This window comes from Aestuariibacter salexigens DSM 15300 (genome assembly GCF_000429145.1).
GTDB classification, from domain to species: domain Bacteria; phylum Pseudomonadota; class Gammaproteobacteria; order Enterobacterales; family Alteromonadaceae; genus Aestuariibacter; species Aestuariibacter salexigens.
The window spans coordinates 206185-232464 of sequence record NZ_AUBH01000007.1; the positions used below are offsets into that span (position 1 = coordinate 206185).

The 26280-nt window shown below is 49.9% G+C and carries 22 protein-coding genes; 16 read left to right on the forward strand and 6 right to left on the reverse strand.

Annotated elements, in window-relative coordinates:
- The first annotated feature begins 14 nt into the window (after nucleotides 1–14).
- From hflX to G441_RS0112670, 9 genes are all read left to right on the forward strand, one after another.
- Nucleotides 15–1304 carry a ribosome rescue GTPase HflX gene (gene hflX / locus G441_RS0112630; RefSeq protein ID WP_026376691.1) on the forward strand — a complete coding sequence of 430 codons (1290 nt, stop codon included), beginning with the start codon at nucleotides 15–17 and terminating at the stop codon, nucleotides 1302–1304.
- A gap of 105 nt (nucleotides 1305–1409) precedes the next feature.
- Nucleotides 1410–2561 (forward strand): FtsH protease activity modulator HflK, encoded by a 1152-nt coding sequence (gene hflK / locus G441_RS0112635; RefSeq protein ID WP_026376692.1) that lies wholly within the window; start codon nucleotides 1410–1412, stop codon nucleotides 2559–2561.
- A 3-nt stretch (nucleotides 2562–2564) separates the two neighbouring features.
- Nucleotides 2565–3461 carry a protease modulator HflC gene (gene hflC / locus G441_RS0112640; protein ID WP_026376693.1) on the forward strand — a complete coding sequence of 299 codons (897 nt, stop codon included), beginning with the start codon at nucleotides 2565–2567 and terminating at the stop codon, nucleotides 3459–3461.
- A gap of 129 nt (nucleotides 3462–3590) precedes the next feature.
- Nucleotides 3591–5831, forward strand: a complete 2241-nt coding sequence (locus G441_RS0112645; RefSeq protein WP_026376694.1) for a dehydrogenase E1 component subunit alpha/beta — start codon at nucleotides 3591–3593, stop codon at nucleotides 5829–5831.
- A complete protein-coding gene (locus G441_RS0112650; RefSeq protein WP_026376695.1) occupies nucleotides 5824–6891 on the forward strand; it encodes an ACP S-malonyltransferase in 1068 nt (355 codons plus the stop codon). The genes G441_RS0112645 and G441_RS0112650 overlap by 8 nt, the downstream gene beginning before the upstream one ends.
- A complete protein-coding gene (locus G441_RS0112655) occupies nucleotides 6888–7400 on the forward strand; it encodes a GNAT family N-acetyltransferase (RefSeq protein ID WP_026376696.1) in 513 nt (170 codons plus the stop codon). The genes G441_RS0112650 and G441_RS0112655 overlap by 4 nt, the downstream gene beginning before the upstream one ends.
- Before the next feature lie 223 nt (nucleotides 7401–7623).
- Nucleotides 7624–9213 (forward strand): AbgT family transporter, encoded by a 1590-nt coding sequence (locus G441_RS0112660; protein WP_420806154.1) that lies wholly within the window; start codon nucleotides 7624–7626, stop codon nucleotides 9211–9213.
- 104 nt (nucleotides 9214–9317) lie between these two features.
- Nucleotides 9318–10397: a ferrochelatase gene (hemH, locus tag G441_RS0112665; RefSeq protein WP_026376698.1), complete on the forward strand. Its 1080-nt coding sequence runs from the start codon at nucleotides 9318–9320 to the stop codon at nucleotides 10395–10397.
- On the forward strand, nucleotides 10394–10804 hold the full coding sequence (locus G441_RS0112670) for a DUF4112 domain-containing protein (RefSeq protein WP_026376699.1): 411 nt from the start codon (nucleotides 10394–10396) through the stop codon (nucleotides 10802–10804). The genes hemH and G441_RS0112670 overlap by 4 nt, the downstream gene beginning before the upstream one ends.
- Here the strand turns inward: G441_RS0112670 and G441_RS0112675 are convergent.
- Nucleotides 10801–11157 (reverse strand): DUF2237 family protein, encoded by a 357-nt coding sequence (locus tag G441_RS0112675; RefSeq protein WP_026376700.1) that lies wholly within the window; start codon nucleotides 11155–11157, stop codon nucleotides 10801–10803. The two genes, G441_RS0112670 and G441_RS0112675, sit on opposite strands and share 4 nt — an antisense overlap.
- Nucleotides 11158–11227: 70 nt before the next feature.
- On the opposite strand from G441_RS0112675, the gene ubiG reads away from it, so the two are divergent.
- The 3 genes from ubiG to G441_RS0112690 all read left to right on the forward strand — a co-directional run bounded on the left by ubiG (nucleotide 11228) and on the right by G441_RS0112690 (nucleotide 13758).
- A complete protein-coding gene (gene ubiG, locus G441_RS0112680) occupies nucleotides 11228–11995 on the forward strand; it encodes a bifunctional 2-polyprenyl-6-hydroxyphenol methylase/3-demethylubiquinol 3-O-methyltransferase UbiG (protein ID WP_026376701.1) in 768 nt (255 codons plus the stop codon).
- Nucleotides 11996–12098: 103 nt separating this feature from the next.
- The gene (htpX, locus tag G441_RS0112685; protein WP_026376702.1) at nucleotides 12099–12971 is read left to right on the forward strand and encodes a protease HtpX; all 873 of its coding nucleotides are present in this window, start codon (nucleotides 12099–12101) and stop codon (nucleotides 12969–12971) included.
- 178 nt (nucleotides 12972–13149) lie between these two features.
- On the forward strand, nucleotides 13150–13758 hold the full coding sequence (locus G441_RS0112690; protein ID WP_026376703.1) for a glutathione S-transferase family protein: 609 nt from the start codon (nucleotides 13150–13152) through the stop codon (nucleotides 13756–13758).
- A 6-nt stretch (nucleotides 13759–13764) separates the two neighbouring features.
- Here the strand turns inward: G441_RS0112690 and G441_RS0112695 are convergent, their stop codons facing one another.
- Both G441_RS0112695 and G441_RS0112700 read right to left on the reverse strand, forming a co-directional pair.
- On the reverse strand, nucleotides 13765–15345 hold the full coding sequence (locus tag G441_RS0112695) for a cisplatin damage response ATP-dependent DNA ligase (protein ID WP_026376704.1): 1581 nt from the start codon (nucleotides 15343–15345) through the stop codon (nucleotides 13765–13767).
- Nucleotides 15345–16358 (reverse strand): ligase-associated DNA damage response exonuclease, encoded by a 1014-nt coding sequence (locus tag G441_RS0112700; protein ID WP_026376705.1) that lies wholly within the window; start codon nucleotides 16356–16358, stop codon nucleotides 15345–15347. Before G441_RS0112700 ends, G441_RS0112695 begins: the two co-directional genes overlap by 1 nt.
- Nucleotides 16359–16444: 86 nt before the next feature.
- Between G441_RS0112700 and G441_RS0112705 the strand changes: the two genes are divergently transcribed.
- The 3 genes from G441_RS0112705 (at nucleotide 16445) to G441_RS0112715 (ending at nucleotide 21727) form a co-directional block, all read left to right on the forward strand.
- Nucleotides 16445–18916 carry a ligase-associated DNA damage response DEXH box helicase gene (locus G441_RS0112705; RefSeq protein WP_026376706.1) on the forward strand — a complete coding sequence of 824 codons (2472 nt, stop codon included), beginning with the start codon at nucleotides 16445–16447 and terminating at the stop codon, nucleotides 18914–18916.
- The gene (pdeM, locus tag G441_RS0112710) at nucleotides 18900–19598 is read left to right on the forward strand and encodes a ligase-associated DNA damage response endonuclease PdeM (RefSeq protein ID WP_051275581.1); all 699 of its coding nucleotides are present in this window, start codon (nucleotides 18900–18902) and stop codon (nucleotides 19596–19598) included. The genes G441_RS0112705 and pdeM overlap by 17 nt, the downstream gene beginning before the upstream one ends.
- A gap of 284 nt (nucleotides 19599–19882) precedes the next feature.
- Nucleotides 19883–21727: a S8 family serine peptidase gene (locus tag G441_RS0112715; protein WP_026376708.1), complete on the forward strand. Its 1845-nt coding sequence runs from the start codon at nucleotides 19883–19885 to the stop codon at nucleotides 21725–21727.
- 50 nt (nucleotides 21728–21777) lie between these two features.
- Here the strand turns inward: G441_RS0112715 and G441_RS0112720 are convergent, their stop codons facing one another.
- Nucleotides 21778–22671, reverse strand: coding sequence for a carbon-nitrogen hydrolase (locus tag G441_RS0112720; RefSeq protein WP_026376709.1), 894 nt, complete (start codon nucleotides 22669–22671; stop codon nucleotides 21778–21780).
- A complete protein-coding gene (locus G441_RS0112725; protein WP_026376710.1) occupies nucleotides 22664–23719 on the reverse strand; it encodes an agmatine deiminase family protein in 1056 nt (351 codons plus the stop codon). Before G441_RS0112725 ends, G441_RS0112720 begins: the two co-directional genes overlap by 8 nt.
- A 147-nt stretch (nucleotides 23720–23866) precedes the next feature.
- On the opposite strand from G441_RS0112725, the gene G441_RS0112730 reads away from it, so the two are divergent.
- A complete protein-coding gene (locus tag G441_RS0112730; protein ID WP_034475053.1) occupies nucleotides 23867–25507 on the forward strand; it encodes an acyl-CoA synthetase in 1641 nt (546 codons plus the stop codon).
- Here the strand turns inward: G441_RS0112730 and G441_RS18635 are convergent.
- Nucleotides 25497–26267 (reverse strand): substrate-binding periplasmic protein, encoded by a 771-nt coding sequence (locus G441_RS18635; protein WP_169726079.1) that lies wholly within the window; start codon nucleotides 26265–26267, stop codon nucleotides 25497–25499. The two genes, G441_RS0112730 and G441_RS18635, sit on opposite strands and share 11 nt — an antisense overlap.
- Nucleotides 26268–26280: the final 13 nt, after the last annotated feature.

A 26280-nucleotide genomic window follows, 5' to 3' on the forward strand; every position in this document is an offset into this window, starting at 1 on the left:
TTCAGGAGTGCTGTTTGTTTGACCGTTATGAAGCAGGCGAGCACTCCGTACTCGTTCATATAGACTTCCCCGACGAAAGTAGTAAAGAAGACCTCCACGAACTCCAGATGCTGGTGTCCTCTGCGGGTGTTAATGCCGTAGATATCGTCACAGGTGCACGTAGCGCGCCGCATCCAAAATATTTTGTAGGCAGTGGTAAAGCTGAAGAAATTGCCCATGCAGTAAAGGCCACTGGCGCCAACGTGGTGATATTCAATCATGCACTCAGCCCGTCTCAGGAACGCAATCTTGAGGCGCTTTGTAAATGCAGGGTTATCGATCGCACCGGGCTGATACTGGATATTTTTGCGCAGCGAGCCCGTACCCATGAAGGCAAGCTGCAGGTCGAATTGGCGCAGCTACGACACATATCGACGCGTCTGATACGCGGCTGGACCCACCTTGAAAGACAAAAAGGCGGCATTGGACTGCGTGGGCCGGGTGAAACGCAGTTGGAAACTGACCGACGGCTGTTGCGTGCCCGTATCAAAGCGATTCTGCGTCGTCTCGACAAGGTCCGAAAACAGCGCGAACAGGGTCGACGGGCCAGAAAACGCAATGAAGTTCCCACCGTGTCATTAGTGGGCTACACCAACGCGGGTAAATCAACATTGTTCAACACGCTGACTGAAGCGCAGGTATACGCGGCAGATCAGTTATTTGCAACGCTGGATCCGACCTTGCGTAAAATCATGCTGAAGGATGTCGGGCCCGCAATATTGGCCGATACGGTGGGATTTATCAGGCACCTCCCACACGATTTGGTGGCCGCATTTAAAGCGACATTGCAGGAGACGCAGGAAGCTGATTTGCTGCTGCATGTTATCGATTATTCGGATGATCAATATCGGGAAAATACTGCTCAGGTAAATGAAGTGCTCGATGAAATCGAAGCGGGAGATATCCAGCAACTTATAATTTGTAACAAAATAGACAGACTTGAGGGCATGCAACCGCGCATCGACCGCAACGATGAGGGCGAGCCGGTTCGCGTATGGGTCTCGGCGCAGGAAAAGTTAGGCATTGATTTATTGCAAACTGCCCTCACTGAATGTCTTACGAGAAAAATGGTCCAACATACGTTGCGCATTCCGCCTAAAGAGGGCAAATTACGCGGCGTACTCTACGGCTTGGATTGCATCTCATCACAGCATTATGCCGATGATGGTGATTGGGTCGTTGATGTTAGAATGCCAGAAAGCGACTGGTACCGCTTACAGAAAAAGCTGGATGGCAGCTTGGAAAATTATGTTGTGCGACACTAACGTGCGTGGAGAGCGTGCGCAATGTGACATCGCCGACTAGCAATCCTAAAGCGTAAATAATAAGTACTAGTAATCATAAAATTTAATTTTTACGGAGTATGACAAATGGCTTGGAATGAGCCGGGTGGCAATAATAACGACCCGTGGAAAAATCGCGGTGGACGCGACCAGGGACCGCCTGACCTAGATGATATCTTTAAAAACCTGTTCGGAAAATTCAGCAAATCCGGTGGAGGCAGTGGTGGCTCTGGCAAAGGATTCGGCGGTATTGGTGCCGGTGTTATTGCCGGACTATTGATAGTAATCTGGGTGATAAGTGGTTTCTACACTGTACGTGAAGCTGAACGCGGTGTGGTTCTGCGGTTTGGTGAGTTCCATCAATTTGTTGACCCCGGCTTACGCTGGAAACCTACCTTTATCGATAAGGTGCTGCCAGTTGATGTGCAATCCATCCGCGACCAGTCTTCGGCGGGTTCAATGCTGACCGAAGACGAGAACGTCGTGCGCGTACAGATGGAGATGCAATACCGCGTGGTAGAGCCTTACAAGTATCTGTTCGCCGTAACGAATACTGAGCAAAGTTTGAGTCAGGCATTAGACAGTGCGATCCGTTATGTCGTCGGCCATTCTAGAATGGACGATGTGCTTACTAGTGGCCGTGAAGTCACACGTCAGCGCGTATGGGAAGAGATGGAAAGCATCATCACGCCTTATGATATGGGCGTACAGATCATCGATCTCAACTTCCGCGATGCTCGTCCGCCAGAAGAAGTTAAAGCGGCATTTGACGACGCTATTGCAGCTCAGGAGGATGAGCAGCGTTTCATTCGTGAAGCAGAAGCCTATGCGCGTGAGATTGAGCCTCGCGCCCGTGGTCAGGTGAATCGTATGAGTGAAGAGGCGCAAGCTTATAAAGAACGAGTGATCCTTGAGGCTCAGGGTGAAGTGGCACGTTTTGCTGAGCTACTCCCGCAGTATGAGGCTGCGCCCGATGTCACACGTCAGCGCATCTATATTGAAACCATGGAGCAGGTATTTAGCAGCACCAGCAAAATCATGGTGGATAACGCAGGTAGTGGCAACATGATGTATCTACCGTTGGACAAAATTCTGGAAAGACAACAGGGTTCATCGTTACCGCCAGCCAGCCGCAACACGTTGGAAGGGTTAAGAGGTCGAGAAGAAACGTCAGCTAACTCGACAACTAACAGCAATAACGTGCGTAGCAGTGACCGCTTTAGATCAGGACGGGAGTAATCTATGAAGAATTTATCCATTGCATTGATTGTGATCTTGGTTGTCCTGGGCTTCGGTTCTGTATTCGTTGTTAATGAAGGCAACAAAGCCATTGTTATACAATTCGGTAAGGTTCAGCGTGACGCTGACACCGGCGAGACCGTTGTGTTCAACCCGGGCTTGCACTTCAAGCTGCCGTTTATTGATCGGGTAGTGCATCTGGATGCGCGTATCCAGACCCTGGACGATGCGCCAGACCGTTTCGTAACGTCAGAGAAAAAAGACCTTATTGTCGACAGCTATGTGAAATGGAAAGTCGATGACTTCGCTCGTTACTATCTGTCTACAGGCGGTAATCGTTTGCAGGCAGAAGCGCTGTTAAAGCAAAAAGTGAACAACGGCCTTCGTTCAGAATTCGGCACCAGAACCATTTCACAAATCGTGACGGGCGAGCGGTCTGCACTGATGGACGATGCGCTGCAGCAAGCATCAGGAAGTTCAGACGAGCTGGGAATCGAAATCGTTGACGTCAGAGTGAAGCAGATCAACCTGCCTACCGAGGTCAGTAATTCGATCTTTGATCGTATGCGCGCAGAGCGTGCTGCTGTGGCTCGTGAGCACCGCTCTGAGGGACGTGAGCAGGCTGATGTTATCCGTGCGAATATAGACGCCAAAGTGACGGTTATGTTGGCAGATGCTGAGAGGAATGCGCGTAAACTGCGCGGTGAAGGGGATGCGCAGGCGGCACAGATTTATGCCCAGACCTATGCGCAAAGCCCTGAATTCTATTCATTCCTGCGCAGTATGGATGCCTACAAAAACAGCTTCAATACCAAACAGGACGTGCTGGTAATTGAGCCAAACAGCGACTTTTTCAGATTCATGAAACAATCCAGTGGTGCGACACCCTTGGACAATTAGTCGAGTTAAATAAAAAGCGTCCTCTGGACGCTTTTTTTATGTCTGCAGTATCGACCTGGCAGTAACATGAACTGCACGCTAAGATGGCATTGCCTAAAAAAATAACAACATTGAGGTCGACGAAACCTTATGCAGGATCGCAACAGTCTGGTCAGAGAACGGTTTCTGACTGCCATCAAGAGTCGCCAATTTCCCGCTGCCAGTCATCCGCTGTCTCCAGCAGACGCGGGCGTCAGTCATACCCTGCTATGTGATATGTTTGAAAGCCAGGTCATGAGTCGCCATCTCGACCTGCGCTCTCGGCTGATGCAAAAGCAAGGGCAAAGTTTTTACACCATCGGCAGCGCCGGACACGAAGGCAACGCAGCCATTGCCGCTGCGCTGCGCGTAACAGATATGGCGTTCCTGCACTATCGAAGTGGCGCATTTATGCTGCAGAGAAGCAAGCAGCTGGATGGCCAGACGCCACTTTACGATATGTTATTAAGCTTTGCCGCAAGCAGCGAGGATCCTGTCAGCGGTGGCAGACACAAGGTGCTGGGTAGCAAAGCGTTGAACGTGCCGCCACAGACCAGCACTATCGCATCACATCTGCCTAAAGCCATGGGCACGGCCTATTCAATCGCATTGGCACGTAGGCTTGAGGTTCAGGATAGATTACCAGACGATAGCATCGTATTGTGTAACTTCGGTGATGCGTCAGCAAACCACTCGACTGCACAGGGCGCAATCAATGCCGCAGCATGGACGAGCTATCAATCCATTCCGATGCCGGTATTAATGGTCTGTGAAGATAATGGACTAGGCATTTCCACCCCAACGCCTGACGGCTGGATTGCTGCTAATTTCAGAAATCGTCCCGGACTGAAATACTTTTATTGTGACGGACTGGATTTATTGGACACGTACCGCACCGCGGCTGAGGCGGCTGACTACGTGCGTAAAACCAGAAAACCCGCATTTCTGCATATGCGGACGGTTAGATTGCTTGGCCATGCCGGGTCAGACGCAGAGTTCGTATATCGGGATAATGCCCAAATTGAACGCTGCGAAGCGCAGGATCCGCTGCTACATAGCGCCAGAACGTTGCTTGAGCACAGTGTGTTAGATGAGACGCAAATCACCAAACTGTATCTGGACATTGAACAACAAATCGAACGCGTCGCGGTGGTTGCAGGCAGTCGTCCGCGTCTGACCAGCGCCGAACAGGTCAAAGCCAGTTTGCTACCTGAATCTCAGCCCTCCAGCCGGCAGGCATCGCCAACAGCAGCACAGCGTGCCGAACTGTTTTCGCACGATAAACACAATCTGGATAAGCCTCAGCACATGGCGAAGCTAATTAACTGGGCATTAGCTGACATTCTGCAGCGCTACCCGCGGACCGTTATGTGCGGCGAAGACATTGGCCGCAAGGGTGGTGTTTACAATGTGACTAGTAAGCTAATTGAAAAGTTTGGCAGTCACCGGGTAATCAATACCCTTTTGGATGAACAGTCGATTCTTGGGCTGGCAATAGGTCTTGCTCACAATGGCATCCTGCCTATTCCTGAAATTCAGTTCCTGGCCTATGTGCATAATGCGGAAGATCAAATCCGCGGTGAGGCGGCCACCCTGTCATTTTTCTCCAATCGCCAGTTTAGCAATCCCATGGTGATACGTATCGCTGGTTTGGCTTATCAAAAGGGTTTTGGCGGGCATTTCCATAATGACAACTCCCTTGCTGTGTTTCGCGATATACCCGGCATAGTCATTGCCTGTCCATCCAACGGTGCGGATGCGGTAAAAATGCTACGTGGAGCGGTGAAACTGGCTGACGAACAGCAGCGTGTGGTGGTGTTTATCGAACCCATTGCCCTTTATATGACGCGAGATTTACATGAAACAGGCGATGGTATGTGGGCGTTTGATTATCCAAAAGATACCGATGAAAACATATTGATGCCGGGAGAACTTGGGCAGTACGGAGATGGCAAGGATCTGTGTATTCTGACCTATGGAAATGGTTTCTACCTCAGCTGTAAAGCACAGCGTAGTTTGCAAGCTAAAGGCATTAATGCCAGCGTCATTGATATCAGATGGCTGGCGCCATTACCCGAAGCCGCTCTTCTAGATGCCATAAAGTCGCACACACATGTTTTGGTGGTTGATGAATGTCGTCATACTGGCTCATTGAGTGAGGCCCTGATGACTATGCTGAGCGAGTATCAGCAACAGCAGGGAGGGCAACTTGCAACGGCTCGCCTGACTGCTGAAGACAGCTTTGTACCACTGGGCAGTGCCAGTTATACGGTGCTACCTAGCGTCGAACAAATCATTACTGCTGCCCAGACACTGCTCGTAACGGATAGCGCGGAGGCAGCGAATGAGTGAAGTGCGTAAAACTGCCGTGGTGATATGTCCCGGACGTGGTACCTATAATCCGCCAGAGCTTGGCTATCTGCATCGCTACGGTGTTGCAGAGAATAGCATTGAACCTATTGAACATTATCGTAAACGTCTGGCTAAGCCAGGTGTCATAGAGCTGGATCAATCACAGCGTTACCAGCCTGCGATCCACACCAAAGGTGAACATGCGTCGGCATTGATTTATGCCTGCTCAGTAAATGATTTCGCCGCAATTGAAACCGAATCTATCGATATCGTTGCCATTACCGGGAATTCAATGGGATGGTATACCACGCTGTCGCTGGCCGGTGCGTTATCGGCACAGCACGGTATTGAACTGGTCGACACCATGGGCAGCATGATGCAGTCAGGTATTATCGGTGGGCAATTGATTTATCCGGTGGTCGATGAGAACTGGCGATATTGTGAGGCCCGTGCCAGTCATCTCAACAATGCCATGCAGCAAGTCAATCAACAATTTCCCGACAGCGTGTTCCTCTCCATCCGCCTGGGTGGATACCGGGTTATTGGTGGTTCGGACGACGGCTTAAAATTATTGCTAGATAAGCTTGAGCCTGTTGAAGAAAGGTACCCTCTTTCACTGCCTAATCACGCTGCGTTTCATACACCATTGCTGGAAAGGGTCAGCGCTGAGGCCAAGCAAAAGCTATCTGCGCAGTTATTCAACCCTCCAACAATACCGATGATCGATGGGCGAGGGCATATCTGGCGACCCTATGCCACAGATCCCGAGGCTCTATGGGACTACACGTTGGGAGAGCAAGTGACACATACCTATGATTACAGCAGAGCTGTGGAGGTTGCGTTAAAAGAATTCGCCCCTGATATGCTGATTACACTTGGACCAGGCAGTACGCTGGGTGGCGCAACGGCACAATGTCTTATTGCGCATCAATGGCACGAACTGAACAGTAAACAGGCATTTCTTGCAAGGCAGGAAAGTGAGCCACTGCTGTTGTCCATGGGCATAGAGGCGCAACGCAATAGAGTGAGTAAAGAGACTAAGCATGGAGAGGTTGAGTGAGTGTCAGAATTCGGTCAGAACAGGCGGATGATATTGTACATATTCACGATGTCATCGTTGCTGCATTCCTCAAAGCTCCACACGCAGACCATACCGAGCAGTTTATTGTCAGAGAACTTAGAAGGTTAGGCGCATTAACGATATCTCTTGTTGCAGAGGAGGATGGATTACTTGTCGGCCATGTAGCGCTTTCTCCCGTACGGATATCAGATGGTGCAAACAACTGGTATGGCTTGGGTCCAATTTCTGTTCTTCCAGAGCGACAAGGCAACGGCATCGGTTCACAGTTGATGAACTCAGCTATCCAACAGCTTAAACAGATAGAGGCTAAAGGTTGCGTCTTGCTGGGTGACCCCAAGTTTTATAATCGGTTTGGCTTTGCACCGAGGAAAGGGTTAGTTCTTTCGGGGGTACCAGAGGAGTACTTTCTAGCGTTGTTATTGGAAGGGGATCTTCCACAAGGGGAGGTTTTTTATCACAAGGCATTTCTCGCCACAGACTACCAATAAAGAGCTGAATGGTAATGCGTTGGCATTACCCTCTGTTGTGCGCTTTATGAAATGTGAATTGATGAAGTGAGTGTTTGTATAAAACGGCTAGCATATTTGCTGGTTTTAATATGGTCATTCCTTTCACACTGCCTTTAATGGCAATTTTCCGGTACTATTGCGGGCTATTAAAAGTTTCAACATTGAAAGTGCCGCAGAGCACTGCGAAAGAGGACGTATTTTGTTGGCAGAGGATACTCAAAACACACAGAGTAACAACGCGCAAAGTGGTTTGTTCAATCGCTTTCTTGCGACCGTAGAATGGTTAGGAAATCTCCTTCCCCATCCCATTACCTTATTCGCCAGTCTGGCGTTTTTCATTGTCATATTGAGTGGCATTTTAGGCTACTTTGACGTCAGCGTTGCCGACCCTCGTCCGCTGGGCTCTTCGGGACGTGAAGCAGATGGTAGCATTGAAGTTATTTCGCTGATGAGCGCTGAGGGCTTACAGCGCATCGTTACTGGTCTGGTGACCAACTTCACCGGCTTTGCACCGTTGGGAACGGTATTGGTTGCCCTGCTTGGGGTGTCAGTTGCAGAGCATTCAGGCCTGCTTTCAACCGCCATGCGGGCACTGGTAATGAACGCATCAAAGCGCGCAGTAACGGTGACTATCGTGTTCGCCGGTATTGTTTCCAACACGGCGTCAGAACTTGGTTACGTGGTACTGATTCCGCTCGCTGCGATGATTTTCCACTCTCTGGGACGCCATCCACTTGCAGGACTGGCTGCCGCATTTGCCGGTGTGTCTGGTGGATACAGCGCTAATCTGTTACTTGGAACTGTTGATCCGTTACTGTCCGGTATCACTGAAGCCGCTGCCCACATGATCGACCCAGATTATGTTGTCGGGCCCGAAGTGAACTGGTACTTCATGTTTATCAGTACGTTTGTGGTGTCCTTCATGGGTGCCCTTGTCACTGAAAAGATTGTCGAGCCAAGATTGGGTAAATATGACCCGAGCGAGGCATCTATCGACCTGGGTGAGCAGAAAATGGAAGCCCCTACCAGCCAGGAGAAAAAAGCGCTGGCGTGGGCAGGTGTGGCATTCCTGCTGGTGTGTCTGGTACTGGCTGCTACGGTTGTGCCAGAAAACGGCATCTTGCGTCACCCTGAAACCGGAGAAGTTGCCGGCTCGCCGTTTTTGAAAGGCATTGTGGCGTTTATCTTCATCTCATTCGCGATACCAGGCTTTGTTTACGGTCGCATCGCAGGCACCATGAAAAACGACCGGGACATTATCGACGCGATGTCCAAAAGCATGGGTTCAATGGGACTTTACATCACGCTAGTGTTCTTCGCTGCGCAGTTCGTTGCCTTCTTCAAATGGACCAATCTGGGGACGGTACTGGCTGTAAAAGGCGCAGCCCTATTGCAGGCGCTGGGTCTGGATGGTCCTGAAGTGTTTATTCTGTTTATTCTGATGTGTGGTCTGGTTAACCTTTCACTGGGCAGCGCGTCAGCGCAGTGGGCAGTGACGGCGCCTATCTTTGTACCCATGCTGATGTTGATTGGTTTCGCGCCAGAAGTGATACAGGCGGCCTATCGTATTGGCGATTCAGTCACTAACGTCATCTCGCCAATGATGAGCTATTTTGGACTGATCCTGGCGATTGCAACGCGTTATAAGAAAGATTTGGGTATGGGCACACTGATTGCGACCATGTTGCCGTATAGTATGGTGTTCATCGTTGGCTGGACCGCATTGTTCTACATCTGGGTATTCCTGCTGGGTATGCCTGTGGGTCCAGGTGCGGCAACCTACTTAGGATAGAAACAAACAGAGTTGGGCGGTTTATCGCCCAACTTTGCCTAACAACAGGTCCAAACAGGACGAGTTTTCGTATAGCCAGCCACACATAAAATACGAGAAACGCGATGAAATACATTGGCAGTAAAGGCTTCTCTCACGGTCAGCGAGATAAAATCGGTGTACTTATTACCAATTTAGGTACGCCTGAAGCGCCGACTAAGCAGGCGCTTCGTCCCTATCTGAAAGAATTTCTGTCGGACCCAAGGGTGGTCGAAGTGCCGCGCCTGATATGGTGGTGCATTCTGAATCTGATTATTCTTAATGTGCGCCCGGCCAGATCTGCTGAAGCCTATGCTACTGTATGGACTGATGAAGGCTCGCCGCTGTTGACCCACACAAAAAATCAGGCGCAGGGGATCAGGGAACGCTGTAAAACTCTGTATGGTGACGATGTGGTAGTCGATTTTGCCATGCGCTATGGCAAGCCAGCTATCGCTGACACCATTGAAAGCATGTTACAGCAGGGGGTAAGAAAACTGCTGGTACTGCCGATGTACCCGCAATACTGCGCTTCGACCACCGGCTCCACCTTTGACGCAATATCAGCGCTTTTTACCAAGCGTCGCTGGTTGCCGGACTTTCGCTTTATCAGCCATTATCATGATAATCCTGAATTTATTACCGTAATGGCGAATAAGATTCAGGCTCATTGGGATAAACATGGCCGAGCGGATAAACTGCTGTTTTCCTATCACGGTATCCCCAAACGCTATCTATTAAACGGTGACCCCTACCACTGCGAATGCCATAAAACGTCGCGCCTCATCGCAGCAAAGCTGGGCCTGTCAGAAGCAGAGTATATGACGTCTTTCCAGTCGCGCTTTGGCCGCGAAGAATGGCTCAAACCCTATACCGATGAAACACTTAAAAGCTTGCCTTCGCAGGGCATTAAGTCAGTGCAGGTGGTATGCCCTGGCTTTTCTGCTGATTGTCTTGAGACCATAGAAGAAATAGGCGAAGAGAATCGCGAGTACTTTATGGAAGCTGGTGGCGAGCGCTATGAGTACATTGAAGCATTAAACAGTGATGCAGAACATCTGGATATGCTAACTAATCTGGTCAGGGACAATCTGCACGGCTGGGCATTGCAACATGGTGAAGAACATCGCCACCAGTTAGCTAAACGTCTGGGCGCAGAACAGTGAAAGAGGAGCTTTTTCGCGCGCCCGACGAACTGTTAAAGGCGCAATACCTGGCCAACATCACAGATACTGCCGTTCGTATTCCTTTACTGGGCGTAAAGGTCGGTCTGGACTTTCTCATTGGTCTTATCCCTGGAGTGGGTGATGCGATCATGCTTTTTGTAGCGTTTCGCATCGTGCAACTCGGTAAACGCATTGGTGTGCCTAAACCCCTGTTGAAGAAAATGGTGCGCAACTGCCTTGTCGACTTTGGTCTGGGATTTATTCCCGTTGTCGGCGACCTGGTGGATATTTTCTACAAGGCGAATCGGACCAACGTGAGAATAATGGAACGCTGGTGGGTTGAGCAAAACAAAGCTCGCCTTGATGCGCAGACGCAACAACAACTTGCCAGCTGGGAAGTGGATTAAACGGCGTATTGACGCAACATTTCAATGTCTACCACGTTAAGACACGCTTTATTGCAGGCTTCCAGTATAACAGGTGGTGCCACACCGGCACGCTCTGCCTCAAGCCAGCGAGCCGCGCACAGGCACCATTTATCACCTGCCTTCAGGCCCGGAAAAGAATACTCCGGTCGCGCACTGATAAGGTCGTTGCCGCGGGATAGAGAGAAGTGTAAAAATGCATCGGTCATCACAGCACAGACACTATGGCTGCCGTAGTCACTGGCTGGTACATGGCAAAACCCTTCGCGGGTATAGCCACCATTGTGACAACACAGTTTTAGGGGCTTCCCCAATACATTTTGTTCATTGGCCATACGTGGTCTAAACCTCCGTGATTTTCGTAACTTTGTTACTTGTCGTCTGTTAACCAGGTTCAAATGAATTATGTTGGATAAAAGTGAGTTAAGCGACCCGATTTCGCAACACAATTCAGTTTCTGCTGAGGAAGTGAAGCGCTTTGATTCGTTGGCGGAGAGCTGGTGGGACCCAAACGGGAAGTATAAAACTGCGCTGCTGTTTAACCAGGCACGTCTCAGTTATATGGTGCCGCAGATATGTCGACACTTCGACCGTGATGTTCAATCAGACAAGCCTCTTGATGGACTCAGCGTTGTCGATATCGGCAGTGGTGGTGGCCTTATCAGTGAGCCATTGGCTGCAAAAGGGGCAAACGTGCTTGGCGTAGATCCAAGTGCGATGAGCGTTGAAGTGGCGCGTCGTCATGCGCTGAAATCAGCCGTGAATGTCGAGTATAGACATTGTCTGGCGGAGTCTTTGGTTAACGAAGGACAACAGTTTGATATCGTGATCAATGCTGAGGTGGTTGAGCACGTCCCCGATCAGCAAGCTCTGATAGGACAATGCTGCCAGCTGGTTAAACCCGGAGGCATGCTTATTCTGGCGACTTTAAACCGCACGTTCCTGTCCTATTTGGTTGCCATTATTGGTGCGGAATATGTACTGAGGTATCTCCCTGTGGGCACTCACAGCTGGAAAAAGTTCGTGAAACCCTCAGAGCTACAGGCCTGGTCTGCAAAGCATGGTCTGGTATTACAGACTCAAACAGGCATGAAGTTTAATCCTTTGTCACAGAAGTGGAGTTTTACCAAGCGGATGCCAGTAAATTACGTGCAGTGCTATCGTAAATCTTAGCTATAAAAAGCAGCCCGTCCGGTTACTAAAAATTCACTATCCACATATTGATTATCTGTACCGCAATACACATATTCACGGTAAATATTGTGGAGTGAGATTGATGCTTCGAATTGCCCTGTTTCTCGGTACTAATATGGCCATTTTAGTATTGCTTAGCCTCACGTTTAGTCTTTTGGGGATAGAAGGTCTGTTATATCAGAACGGTGTTGATCTGAACTTACAGGCACTGTTGGTCTATTCGGCGGTGATCGGGTTTAGTGGCGCCTTTATTTCCTTATTGCTCTCCAAATTCCTGGCCAAAAAGTCGATGGGTGTGTATGTCATTACACAGCCCCGCAATGCCACCGAAAGCTGGTTGCTGAACACTGTGAAACGACAGGCCAGTCAGGCCGGTATTGGCATGCCTGAAGTGGGTATATTCGATAACCCTTCTCCGAATGCTTTTGCTACCGGCTGGAGTCGAAACAATTCACTTGTTGCGGTGAGTACCGGGTTGTTGCAGGGTATGCGTCAGGAGGAAGTTGAAGCTGTTCTGGCGCACGAAGTTAGTCATGTAGCTAATGGCGATATGGTCACTATGACGCTATTGCAGGGCGTCATGAATACCTTCGTGGTATTTTTATCCAGAGTAATTGGGCACATCGTCGATCGTGTCGTCTTTAAAGTCGAGCGGGGACATGGACCAGCATTCTGGATAGTGTCTTTTGTTGCCGAAATCATTCTTGGCTTCCTGGCTATGATGATTGTCATGTGGTTTTCTCGCTACCGCGAGTTTCGTGCAGATGCGGGAGGAGCTGCGCTGGCGGGCAAACAAAATATGGCAGCGGCTTTAAAACGATTGAAAAGCTATCAGGGCGGTGCACCGCTACCGGATGAAATGGCCGCGTTTGCCATTAGCGCTGGTAAAGTACAGGCTCTGTTTGCCAGCCACCCACCACTGGATGACCGAATCAGAGCGTTACAGCAGGTTTAGATGCCGGACAGGGGCTACGCCCCTTCCGGCATGACAGTTGTTGGTGGGCTCTGCCCTTTCCGGCATGACACTCGTCGTAGGCTCCGTCTTTTCCGGCGCGACTATTTGTGGAGCAGTTGCTTATCCCCACCGTTACACTTTATCCTTAGCTTTAGACTTATCAGCGGCTGAAACAATAATGAAAATATACGACACCAAAACCGCCCCTACACCGCGCCGCGTGCGCATCTTTCTAGCCGAGAAAGGCATAGACATGGAGTATGTTCAGGTTGACCTGGCGAAGGGAGAAAACCTCTCTCCTGAAATGCGCGCCAAGAACCCCATTGGCAAAATTCCCATTCTGGAGCTTGATGACGGTACCTGTGTTTCCGAGTCTGATGCAATATGCACCTATTTTGAAGCGCTGCATCCACAACCCTCTTTAATGGGCACCTTGCCGCTAGAAAAAGCCATCATCTCCCAGTGGCAAAGGCAGGTAGAGATGGGATTATTTATGCAGGTAGGCATGTGTTTCCAGCACACGTCAGGGTATTTTAAAGATCGTATGACACCGGTTCCTGAGTTTGGTAAGGAAGCCGGAAAGAATGCAGCTAAGTTTATGTCCTTGCTGAATAAACGACTGGCAGAGTCGCCATTTATTGCCGGAGACAAATTCAGTATCGCCGATATTACTGCACTATGCGCAATTGATTTCGCACGAGTCGTGGATATTCGTATTAACCCTGAGCATGAGCACCTATTGCGCTGGCACGCAGAAGTCAGTGCCAGACCAAGCGCTAAGGCCTGAGCTGATCTACAGGATCATCTTTTTCAGCGTATCAAGCTGGTCAGCTTCTGCGGCCGGCTTGTCCCAACGAATACGATGAACTCTGGGAAAACGCATTGCGACCCCTGATTTGTGACGTTTCGAGTAATGCACTGAGTCAAAGGCCAACTCAACCACCAGTGCTTTCTCCACTTCTCTGACGGGGCCAAATCGCCCCACGGCATGATTCCGTACCCAACGGTCTAATTTTTTGAGCTCTTCATCACTGAAGCCAGAGTATGCTTTTCCGACAGGCAGCAGTTGATTCCCATCCCATAGACCAAACGTATAGTCTGAATAATAGGATGAGCGTTTACCATGGCCGCGCTGGGCATACATCATGACAGTGTCGATGACTTTTGCATCTCTTTTCCATTTATACCAATTTCCTTTTGGTCTTCCTGGAATGTAAGTACTCGCTCTTCTTTTAAGCATCAGACCTTCGATGTTGCCATTACTGTCATCGCTTGCTTGTTGGCGCAGCTTCGCGAGCTCGTCCATATCGTCAAAATCAATACTTGGTGACGGAATGATTTGACCATGTTTTTGCTGCGCAAGCATGCTAAATAATCGAGACTGACGTTCAACAAGCGACAGCGACGTCAGATCTTCACCGTCTATTGATAACGCATCGTATGCAACGATGGCGACCGGATAGGTCTGTTGGAGTTTCTTCGACGGTTTCTTCTTGTTCAGTCGCTGTTGCAGCTCATTGAAACTGCCAAATTTGCCATTCCGGTAGACCATTAGCTCACCGTCGATGACGGCGTTTATTTCTATATCTTGCAGTAAATCAGGGAAGCTGTGACTGATGTCATCGCCGGTCCGGGAAAACAGAGCCTTGCCGGTCGATCTGCTCACAAGCTGAGTGCGAATGCCATCATATTTCCACTCTGCCTGCCATTCATCAGGCACAATGCTCTGCAACTCACCCTGTTCAATAGGGTGGGAAAGCATCAATGGATGGAACACCACTCTGTCAGATACGTCTGGCTTGTCGGTGTGGCCCTCTAACCAGTCAAATAGTTCAGTGTAGGGCGCTTTGAGTCCATGCCAGACGCCTTCGATTTGTTCAATACTCACATTGCCATATTCGGCCAGAGTGCGCTTGACCAGCCTGGTGGACATGCCAATACGCAATCCGCCTGTTCCTATCTTGAGCAACGCCCAGCGTTGACTGGCCGTCATGTGCTCTAGTAACCCAGCCAGATACTCGGCCTTATCAGACTTACTCCGACTTGAAAATTCATCCAACAATTCGGTAAGCGAGGGTAGACCGGATTCAGCCTTTTGAGGTGAATCCGGCCACATATGGGCGATGGTTTCACTCATTTCTCCGACATAGTCATAGCTGATGGCAAAAAGCTCAGGATCGACACGTTCTGCCATTAAGTCTTTGAGCTGACTACGGGTAAACAGCTTGGTTTCCAGTGTTCCTGCAACAATGGCCAGTGCCCAGCCTCGTTCAGGATCTGCTGTCGTACGCAGGTAGTCCTGCAACAGCAAAGATTTGGCGTTTGTGCTGGAGGTAAAATACAGCCGGTCTAATAATTCACAGAATGCTTTCATTAACTGCTGTCATCCTCTTCATATCCCACCAGAGACAGCGCCTGCGCTTTAAAGCCCATTTTCCTGGCCTGATGTAGCAGTGCATCTTCACGACCGTGAGTCACCCACACCTCGGGTGCGTTGACGTCTTGCAAGGTTCGCAGCAGTTCCGGCCAATCCGCGTGGTCGGAGATGATCAGCGGCAACTCAGCTCTACGTTGTTTACTACGAGCGCGAATCTGCATCCAGCCTGATGCCATACAGGTAAGCACATTTGGTAATTTCCTAGACCAACGGTCGGCCAATGCGGAGGGAGGAGCCAATACAATTTCGCCTGCCAGTGTGCGCAAATCTGCAACGTCACTGACGGCGATGAGTTCACCAAAATTAAACCCGTAGTCAATGTAGAGATCACAGAGCTTGCTCAGTGCGCCATGTAAAAAAACCGGTTTCTCGTATCCTGCATCACGCAGGGCTAATAACACACGCTGACACTTTCCCAGTGCATATACGCCGACCAGATGGCAGCGCTCTGGAAACAGCGATAATGAACTGAGCAACTTTTTCATTTCATGGCGGATATCCGGGTGTTTGAAAACCGGTAGCCCAAAGGTGGCTTCGGTAACGAAGACATCACAATCAACTGGTTCAAACGGCTCACAGGTAGGGTCAGGCGTACGCTTGTAGTCACCGGCAAATACCACTGTTTTGTTGGCATGAGTAATGGCTGCCTGCGCACTGCCGAGGATATGTCCAGCAGGATAAAAGGTCAGGGTCGATTCGCCAATATCCACGGTTTTTCGATAAGGGATAGGGCGAATAAAACGCGCGTGATCCTGACCATATCGGGTTGCCATTATCGCCAGGGTCTCAGGTGTAGCATAGACGTGCTTATGACCTGCTCTGGCATGATCGGCATGGCCATGAGTGATGATTGCGTGCTCGACCGGCTGCATAGGGTCAATGTATGCACTGGCCGGTTTGACCAACAGGCCCTGAGGTTGTTTGACTATCCACTCTGCAGGCGTCGACATAATGCTCGTTGTTAAAACACAGTGCTGAACAATACGCAGTGACAGATGCCAGTGATCAAATAGCGAAAAATTCAGTAAATATCGTTATGTCAGAAAATTCCCCTTTCCAGCAAGCGCTTCCCCCTGTCTTCGAAGACTGGTTTGCCAGCCGTGGCTGGCAACCGCGCAGCTACCAGCTCAAGATGATCGACGCATTTAATGGCCGGCAATCAACCTTGCTAATCGCTCCGACCGGGGCGGGTAAAACGTTGTCAGGCTTTTTACCTAGCCTGGTTAACATGACTCTTGAAGAGTGCAAGCACTTACACACTTTATACATCAGCCCATTAAAAGCATTGGCCAACGATATTCAGCGTAATCTGACCGATCCCGTTGAGCAGATGGGACTCAACATCAGCATTGAAACCCGTACCGGTGATACGCCATCACACAAGCGTCAGCGGCAGCGCCGCTTGCCACCTAATATTTTGCTTACCACGCCTGAATCATTGATGCTCATGCTTTCCTACGCTGATGCCCCCCGCATTTTTTCCAGACTAAAGTGCGTCATCGTCGATGAAGTGCACAGCTTCGTAAGTAATAAGCGAGGAGATTTCACCACCCTGGCATTGGCCAGATTAACGCGGCTGGCGGGACATTACGTTAGGTTTGGTTTGTCTGCCACGGTGGCGGAGCCGCAAGCATTGGCAACATGGCTTGGCAGCAAAGCTAAGCCAGCTGAGCTACTGATTGAACAGTCCCCAGTGTTACCGGATATTAAAGTTGTCGAGCCTTCAGAACGCATGCCATATGGCGGCTTTATGGCTAAATATGCGGTTGCAGACATTTACGCGCAGATTAAAGCGAGCCAGATGACATTAGTGTTTGTTAATACCCGAGCGCAGGTTGAACTGATGTTTCAAATGCTTTGGGAGCACAACCGTGATGCCCTGCCCATCGCCATTTATCATGGTTCACTGAGCAAGGAGCAGCGTCATAAAACGGAATCCATGATGGCCAAGGGCATGTTGCGTGCGATTGTCACAACCTCGGCGCTGGAGCTCGGGATAGACTGGGGCGACGTTGATGTCGTTATACAGGTCGGTGCACCCAAAGGCGTAAGTCGGCTATTACAAAGAATCGGTCGCTCCAACCACAGGATGGACGAGCCCAGTCAGGCGCTTATGGTACCGGCGAATCGATTTGAAGCACTTGAGTGTGAAGCGGCCATGTCGGCGATCAAGGCTCAAAAACTGGACGGCGAGCCAGGTCATCCGGGGTCGCTGGACATCGTGCCGCAATATATTCTCAACTGTTTATGCAGCGAGGCTGATACGCCTGATGTCCTGTTTGATGAGATTCGTAACGCTCAGCCCTACTTTGACCTGACGCGTGAAGATTTCGATAAACTGTTTGAATTCACCGAAAACGGTGGTTACGCGCTGAAATATTACGATCGCTATTGTCGTCTTTCCCAAGACGAAGAAGGGCGTTACCAACCAGCTAACAAACGTGTAATTCAACGCCATAGGCAGAATATCGGCACGATCGTTGAGGCGGGCCGATTGAAAGTAAAGCGGCTGCGGCGCAAACATCAGGGCCAAGTCGTAGGCGAGGTCGAGGAGTACTTTGCTCAGCAATTGGTGCCAGGTGATACGTTTTTATTTGCCGGCGAAGTACTGAAATTTGAAGGGATAAGAGACATGTTTGTCGAGGCATCGCCAAGCAAAGGGGGCGAGCCTAAGATCCCCAGCTACGTGGGCGGACAACTGCCATTGTCGACGTTTCTTGCCGAAGGTGTCCGTCAGCTTCTCAACGAACCTTCACGTTGGTCGTCACTGTCACCTCAGGTGCGAGAGTGGCTGGACTTACAACAGGCTTTCTCTGAGCTGCCCGGCAGGGACAGCGTACTGATAGAGCAATTCCCCTATCGCAAAGCGTTTCACACCCTGTTTTATACATTCGAAGGACGTAAAGCCAATCAGACTTTGGGCATGCTGGTGACCAAGCGAATGGAGCGACTGGGTCTGAAACCGTTAAGTTTCAGTGTTACCGATTATGGCCTGTCGGTCTGCTCGCTGGTCGCATTTGGTGAATCGGCTATCCCACGTCTGTTTCATCCGGATATTCTTGGAGATGAACTCGAGGACTGGATGCTAGAAGCGCCTATGCTGAAACGATCTTTTCGTCGTGTTGCGGTTGTCAGCGGTCTGACAGAGCAAAATTACCATGCAACACGAAAGTCGATGAAGCAGGTCACATTTTCCACCGATCTGATTTACGATACGCTGCGTGAATACGACCCTGATCACATTCTGTTAAAAGTGGCAAGACAGGATGCAGAACGAGAATTGCTGGATCTGTCACGGCTGGCCGATTTGCTGATCCGCTTTGTCGGCAAAGTGCGTTTCAGGGCACTGACTAAAGTGTCCCCTATGGCTATCCCAATTGTATTGGATGTGCGCAGCGAACAAGTCAAAGGTGTGGGTGTGGAGGCCCTGCTTGAACAAGCAAGCCTGATGGATGAGGCAGACCAACTGATGCAAGACGTACGAGACTACCTTGAGCAAACTGATTAAGCATATTCAACACGGCCACGCTCGCCCGATAAAATTTGCCGGAGATACCTGGCTGTTAGATGGTAAAGGCTGCATCGTTAATCTGGCACATCAGACACTGATTGTCTCGGATTTGCATTTCGAAAAAGCGTCTTATCTAAACCACTATGGTAACGTACTGCCCACGTTGGACACGTTCGATACGTTAAAACGCCTCGCAGAGCTCATTGATTTTTATTCGCCCCAGCGAGTCGTGTGTCTGGGCGACAGTTTTCACGACGTCAGGGCACTGGATAGGATGGCAGAGACCGACCTTGCCACACTGACAGCGCTAGCTGAACAGGTTGAATGCTGGGTGTGGGTGCAGGGTAACCATGACCCCGATCTGCCCGAATGGTTGACGGGTGACATTGTTGACAGCCTGACGCTTGGTGAAGCACGTTTATTGCATGAGCCAGATGCCCACATTAGCGCGCCGCAAATCGTTGGCCACTTTCATCCCAAATTGACGGTGAAGACTGCTGGCAGGAAAGTAACGGGGAAATGTGTTGTTGCCTCGTCATCACTGATGATTCTGCCATCCTTTGGCAGCTACACCGGTGGCCTCGGCGTTAATGATAAGGCAATCACATCATTATTTGGCCAGCAATCTGTTAATTATCACCTACTACGCAAAGAGAAAGTCTGGCCGATAAAGCCGTAACTCTGTTGCTGGTCCAACCTCAAAATAAAATTCGGCATAGAGCCCATAAGTGAAAAAAATATCAGCTTAAGGCGCTGTTTTTCGTAGCAAAGATGATAATTATGAATATAAAGCAATAAATTTGGATGATATTTGTGCTTGTAACAATTTGTAACATGGAGTAGTTTGCAAGAAGTCGGTCCAGTTTACCGGCCGCCGCGATGTGGAAAAATAATAATAAAAACACACCAAGTAAAACGACAGACGCGGCAAATAATAACGACAAGTTACAGGAAAGCAGTACAATGAAAACAACCAAACTTAAGCCGCTGTTCGCGGCAACACTGGTCGCGCTTGGCGCATCTGCCAGTGTATCTGCAGCAGACCGCTACATCATTCAAGTTGATAATCCGGGTAAAGGCGTAGTCAAAGCACTTGCCAAACAATCCGGTGCAACAATTGAAGTGGATGCTGATGGTTTTATTGCCGCAACGTTTGCGGGTAAAAGCCTGGACGATGTCAAAGGATTGATGAATAACCCGCACGTTAAGCTCGTAGAAGTGGATCACGTGCGCAAACCGCTTGCGCTATTCAATGATGATGCAGGCAACCCTATGACCCAGCAGGTCACGCCATATGCCGTTTACCAGGCACAGGCTGACCAGCTCTCATTTGATGCCAATGCGGGTATGAAAGTCTGTGTCATCGACTCAGGACTCGATCAAACCAACCCTGATTTCAACTGGAATGCGATTACTGGCGACAACGATCCTGGCACTGGCAACTGGTTCGATAATGGTGGCCCACACGGTACGCACGTTGCGGGCACAATCGGTGCAGAGAACAACAGCTATGGTGTGGTAGGTATGGCACCAGGCGTGGATATGCACATTATTAAAGTGTTTAATGCCGAAGGCTGGGGATACTCTTCTTCGCTTGCTCAAGCCGCTCAGCTTTGTGGTGCGGCAGGTTCAAACATCATTAACATGAGTTTGGGCGGCGGCGGTGCCAGCAGCACTGAAGAAGCAGCGTTCCAGCAGTTCGTGGATAACGGCGGTCTGGTGGTTGCTGCAGCCGGTAATGATGGCAACTCAGTACGCTCATATCCTGCAGGATATTCCCCGGTCATGATGATCGGTGCTAATGATGCTGACAACAACATCGCCAGCTTCTCTCAATATCCTAGCTGTACTACTGGTCGCGGCAAACGTGTGACAACAGACGAAACCATCTGTGTCGAGGTAACAGCGGGTGGTGTAGATACACTCTCTACTTATCCTGCAGGCATGGCGACCTCAGCGTCTCTGGCTGCTGATGGCGTTGGCTTTGCGTCCTCTGCTATGGAAAATGCAGGCAGCGCAACAGGCGCAACCTACTTCATGGGTATTGGTAACAGCGTAGACAGCGGTGCAGCAGGCAAAGTCTGTGTGATTGATCGCGGTACGATTTCGTTTTTTGACAAAGTACAAAACTGCGAAAACTCAGGCGGTATTGGTGCGGTAATCATTAATAATGAGCCAGGCATGCTTTATGGCACATTGGGTGACACCAACACCACATCGATTCCGGCAGTAGGCGCAGCTCTGGAAGATCGCGATGCCTTACTGGCAGCGGCAACCATGGATATCTTCATCGGCGCCAGTGATTATGGCCTGATGAGCGGTACGTCAATGGCGACGCCAGCGGTAGCAGGTGTTGCAGCGCTGGTATGGTCAAATCACCCAAGTTGTACAGGTGAGGAAATCCGTGCGGCACTGAAAGCCACAGCAATGGACTCTGGCGCACCGGGCAAAGATGACTTCTTTGGCTACGGCATCGTACAGGCTGCAGATGCAGACGCCTATCTGACTGCAAACGGCTGTGCAGGCGGCTCAGGTGGTGGCGGCGGTGGTGGTGACACCGGCGGCGGTGACTTCACCTTGAGTGCTACTGGCTACAAATCTCGCGGCCTCCAGAATGTAGATCTTAACTGGTCTGGCGCTTCAACCACGAACGTTGATATCTACAGAGACGGTGCGCTGATTTCTACTACACAGAATGACGGCAGCTATACTGACTCGCTGAATGTGAAAGGTGGCGGAGACTACCTGTATCAGGTATGTGACGAAGGTACCAGCACCTGTTCAGACACAGCGCGCGTTATATTCTAAATTATACGCAGGAATGAAAAGGCGAGCATGATGCTCGCCTTTTTTGTGTCCTAATCTCGCCAACGGCGGGTCAGATCATGATAATCATCTATCCTGCGGTCACGGAAATAAGGCCATATGCGCTTAACCTGTTCGGTTCGGGTCATATCAATCTCAACCATCAGAGTGGTTTGTTCGTCTGCGCCCGCCTGCGCCAGAATTTCTCCCTGCGGACCCGCGATAAAGCTTTGCCCCCAGAATTGAATGCCCGGATCGCCCTCAATAGGTGAAGGCTCAAAGCCGGTACGATTGGCTACTACTACAGGTAACGAATTGGCTACAGCATGGCCACGCTGGATCGTCTGCCATGCATTAAACTGACGCTGTCGCTCCTGCTCGGTATCGGTCATATCCCAGCCAATGGCTGTTGGATAAAACAGAATATCTGCGCCAGCCATGGCCATTAAGCGCGCTGCTTCTGGGTACCACTGATCCCAGCACACCAGGACGCCCAATCGTCCGACGCTGGTATCAATGGGGGTAAAGCCCAAATCGCCGGGCGTGAAATAAAACTTTTCGTAAAATCCTGGGTCGTCTGGAATATGCATTTTACGATACTTACCGACCATGCCCTGCTGTTTATCGAATACCACGGCGGTGTTGTGATAAAGGCCTGAGCCACGTTTTTCAAACAGGGAGGTGACCAGAACGATATCGAGCTCTGCTGCCAACTTAGCAAAATACTCGGTTGCTGGACCGGGAATTGGCTCGGCCAGGTCAAAATTGTCGGTGTTTTCTTCCTGACAGAAATACAACGTGCTGTGTAACTCCTGTAACATCACCAACTGGCAACCATCGGCTGCTAGTTGTCTGACTTTCTCTGCACTCTGTCGCCAGTTTTCATCCTTGTCATTCGACGTGATTGCTTGTTGTACCAAACCAACATTGAGCGTTCGATTAGACATACACAGAAACTCCTGAATTTAGCTGCTCGACAACATCATCAAGCAAAGTGTGTTTAGGCACCTGCATACTGATGCAATGCAGACTACCAAACTGTTCTATTAGTGGACGGCAATTTATCGCAACAATGTCGTGTTGTGGATAAGCACGGCTCAGCACGTCAAGCGCTTCGTCATCCTCGGGCTGCTGATAGACTGGCGCAAGTATTGCGCCATTGGTGATTAAGAAATTAGCATAGGACGCCGGTAGTCTGTCCCCATCAACGTTGACAATGTAAGGCAAGGGCAGTTCAAACAATCTGTGATCGGGAAACACTTCCCTGCATTCATCCGTAAGTGCAGTCAGTTCAGAAAAATGAGGATCTTCTGGACGGTTATAACTGGTTTGTATGACTAAACCCTTATCTGGTGTAAATCTGACCAAGGTATCAATATGACCATCAGTATCGTCACCTTCAAGATGGCCGTGCTGTAAAATGCTGACCTCTGCCGCTCCAAGCTCTGATGTAAAGGTGCGCTTGTAGGCATCTTCTGTCATGTCACCATTGCGTTCTGGGTTAAATAAACAGCTTGCTGTTGAGAGTAAGTGCCCACTTTCATCTATTTCAATAGCACCGCCTTCGGCCACGATGTTTACCTGGTGCAGGGGCAGACGACATAATCTTGCCAGCGAGTGTCTATTTACCCGATTGTCTTTGCTGGCATCGAATTTGTTACCCCAACCGTTAAACACGAATTCTACAGGCACTCGCCCATTGGCACTTTCACAGGTCAAAAATGCATAATCTCTTACCCAGGTATCATTATAATCAGCGTTCACAATCAGCACCTGAGACTGTTGGGCCAGCAGCGCCTGAACGTCCTTCTCAAGCCCATCACGAACAAGCAATATTACGCCAATCTGTCTGTCATTGAGTGCATTGATGATATCCAGATAGACCTGTCTTACCTGAGACAGCCAAAGGCGCCAATCTGTTTGTTCATCTGGCCAGGCAAGAATAATGGCATCCTGAGGTGCCCATTCGGGCAACAAACGACTTAGTGGTTGCATGATAATGAAGACTTTGTCAGCACAATATGAGTAATTGGCGCAGAGTATAGCGGTCGGCGGTGCTAATACCAAAAGCTTATATGCATGAACATCGTCTGGGACTATAACGTTACCTATTAACTCATTATGCCTTGTCAGGAGAATGACATGACGATCGCCGTACACGCTGAACATGAAGTTGGACTGGAGAAAAATGCTGCTAACTATGTCAGCCTCTCACCGCTGTCGATGCTAAGACGCACAGCAACGGTTTACCCACAACGTCCCGCAGTCATCCATGGCGAGGTTCGCCGCACGTACTCGCAGATGTATCAACGTTGCCTGCAGCTGGCCAGTGGTTTGGAAAAACTCGGTGTGAAGACCGGTGATACAGTATCTATTATGGCGCCGAATATTCCTGAATTTATCGAGGCATCGTTTGGTGTTCCCCTCTGTGGAGCGGTTTTGAATTCACTTAATATTCGGCTTGATGCCGATCACCTGGCATTTATTCTCAACCACTGTCAGGCAAAAGTGTTACTGACTGACACCGAGTTTGCGCCTGTGATCAGAGAGGCGCTTAACAAAGTGAGTCATTCAATCCTAGTCATCGATATCGCTGACAGCCAAGGTCCCGGCGGCGATTGCCTTGGGATCATGGACTATGAGGCATTGCTGGATACAGCAGACGATAACTATGCATTTCGACTTCCTGAAGATGAGTGGCAGTCAATCGCGTTGAACTATACCTCTGGTACGACGGGCAATCCCAAAGGTGTGGTGTACTCTCACCGAGGTGCTTATATCAATGCCTTAGGTAACTGTTTTACCTGGGCGATGCCGCATTTTCCGGTTTATCTTTGGACTTTACCAATGTTCCATTGCAATGGGTGGTGTTTCCCCTGGGGAGTGACGGCCATGGCCGGAACCCACGTGTGTATGCGCAGAGTGGAGGGGCATCAGATCCTGCAGGCAATCAAGCAACACGGTGTGACACACTTGTGTGGTGCACCTATCGTGATGAGTTTCATGATTGCGGCTCAGCGTGAAGGTGGTTATGAATTTGACCGGCCCGTGAAAATGATGACCGCAGGCGCGGCACCGCCAGCCGCGGTTATTTCACAGATTGAACAGATGGGCATTGAAATTACCCACGTTTATGGCCTGACGGAAGTGTATGGGCCGTCCATTGTGTGTGCCTGGCATCCTGAGTGGGATGAGTTGCCTGATAATGAACGTGCGCATCGTAAAGCGCGTCAAGGGGTGCCCTATGAGCTACAAGAAGATTTGATGGTAGCAGACCCCGACACCATGCAACCCGTGCCAAAAGACGGCAAGACCATCGGTGAAATCATGATCCGCGGAAATGCCGTGATGAAAGGCTATTTGCATAATCCTAAAACCACTGCAGAGTCATTTGCTGGCGGCTGGTTTCACAGTGGCGATCTAGCGGTGATGCATCCGGATGGTTATGCAGAGATAAAAGATCGCAGTAAAGATATTATTATTTCTGGTGGCGAGAATATCTCTTCAATTGAAGTTGAAGATGTGTTGTACAGTCATGAGTGCGTACAAGCTGCTGCCGTCGTGGCAAAACCGGATGAAAAGTGGGGAGAGACCCCCTGTGCGTTTATTGAGTTAAAGCCGGGCAGTCAGACATCTGAGCAGGCACTTATCGATTTTTGCAAAGATAACCTGGCTAAGTTCAAATGTCCTCGCCATGTGGTCTTCACCGAATTACCTAAAACCTCTACAGGTAAAATTCAAAAATATGTACTGCGGGAGCAAGCCAGTCAGATCAGTGCCTGATAACGGGGCCATCGGGTAAGCCAGGGAATGGCTGTAAGTCCCAGCGTCGCAGAATACTGGCAAGCTGCCCGCTTTGTTTTAAGTCGGCCAACGCATCCGCCAGCATAGCGCTGAGCTGCGCAGACGTTTTTTGTCCAGTTGCTAGTTCGAGTGAAAGGTTTAACTCGCTGACTTCAAACACCTCGACCACGTTTTGTGGTCGTAGCCCGCGACTCTTTAACTCATACCGCCCCGTTGCCAGATCGGTAAGGACAAGGTCCAGGCGGTCTTTAAACAGCAGAGACCATAACTGATCAATGTTCGACACCAACACCAGGTTATCCTGCTCACTAAAACCCTGACGTAACAAGTAGTCTGCTGCGCCATAACCACGGATGGTGCCAACCCGATAATGGCGAGCGTCATCCATTGTACTGATTTTTATCTCAGTGCGATGGGCCAGGCTCACCAGTGAAGCGCGCACTTCGCTGACTTTGCCTAGCCAGTGCAAGGTTGCTTCTCTACTTGGTGTTCTGAGCACTGATAGCAATACTACATTCGGTTCGCTGACGGCTTCGGCAACGGCCCTGGCCCAGGGAAGATGTTCCAAAGTAGCCTCAACATTGGTTTGTTCAATCAGCGCATTAGTTAAGTCGACATTAACGCCTTGAGCAGTATTTTCTTTGTCGATCCAGTAATAAGGCGCGGCTATTTCGCTGTAGAATCGCACCGTAGGTGACTCATCTTGTGCGTGAGTGGGCAGTGCAAACCCGAGCAGCATGAAACACGCCAGC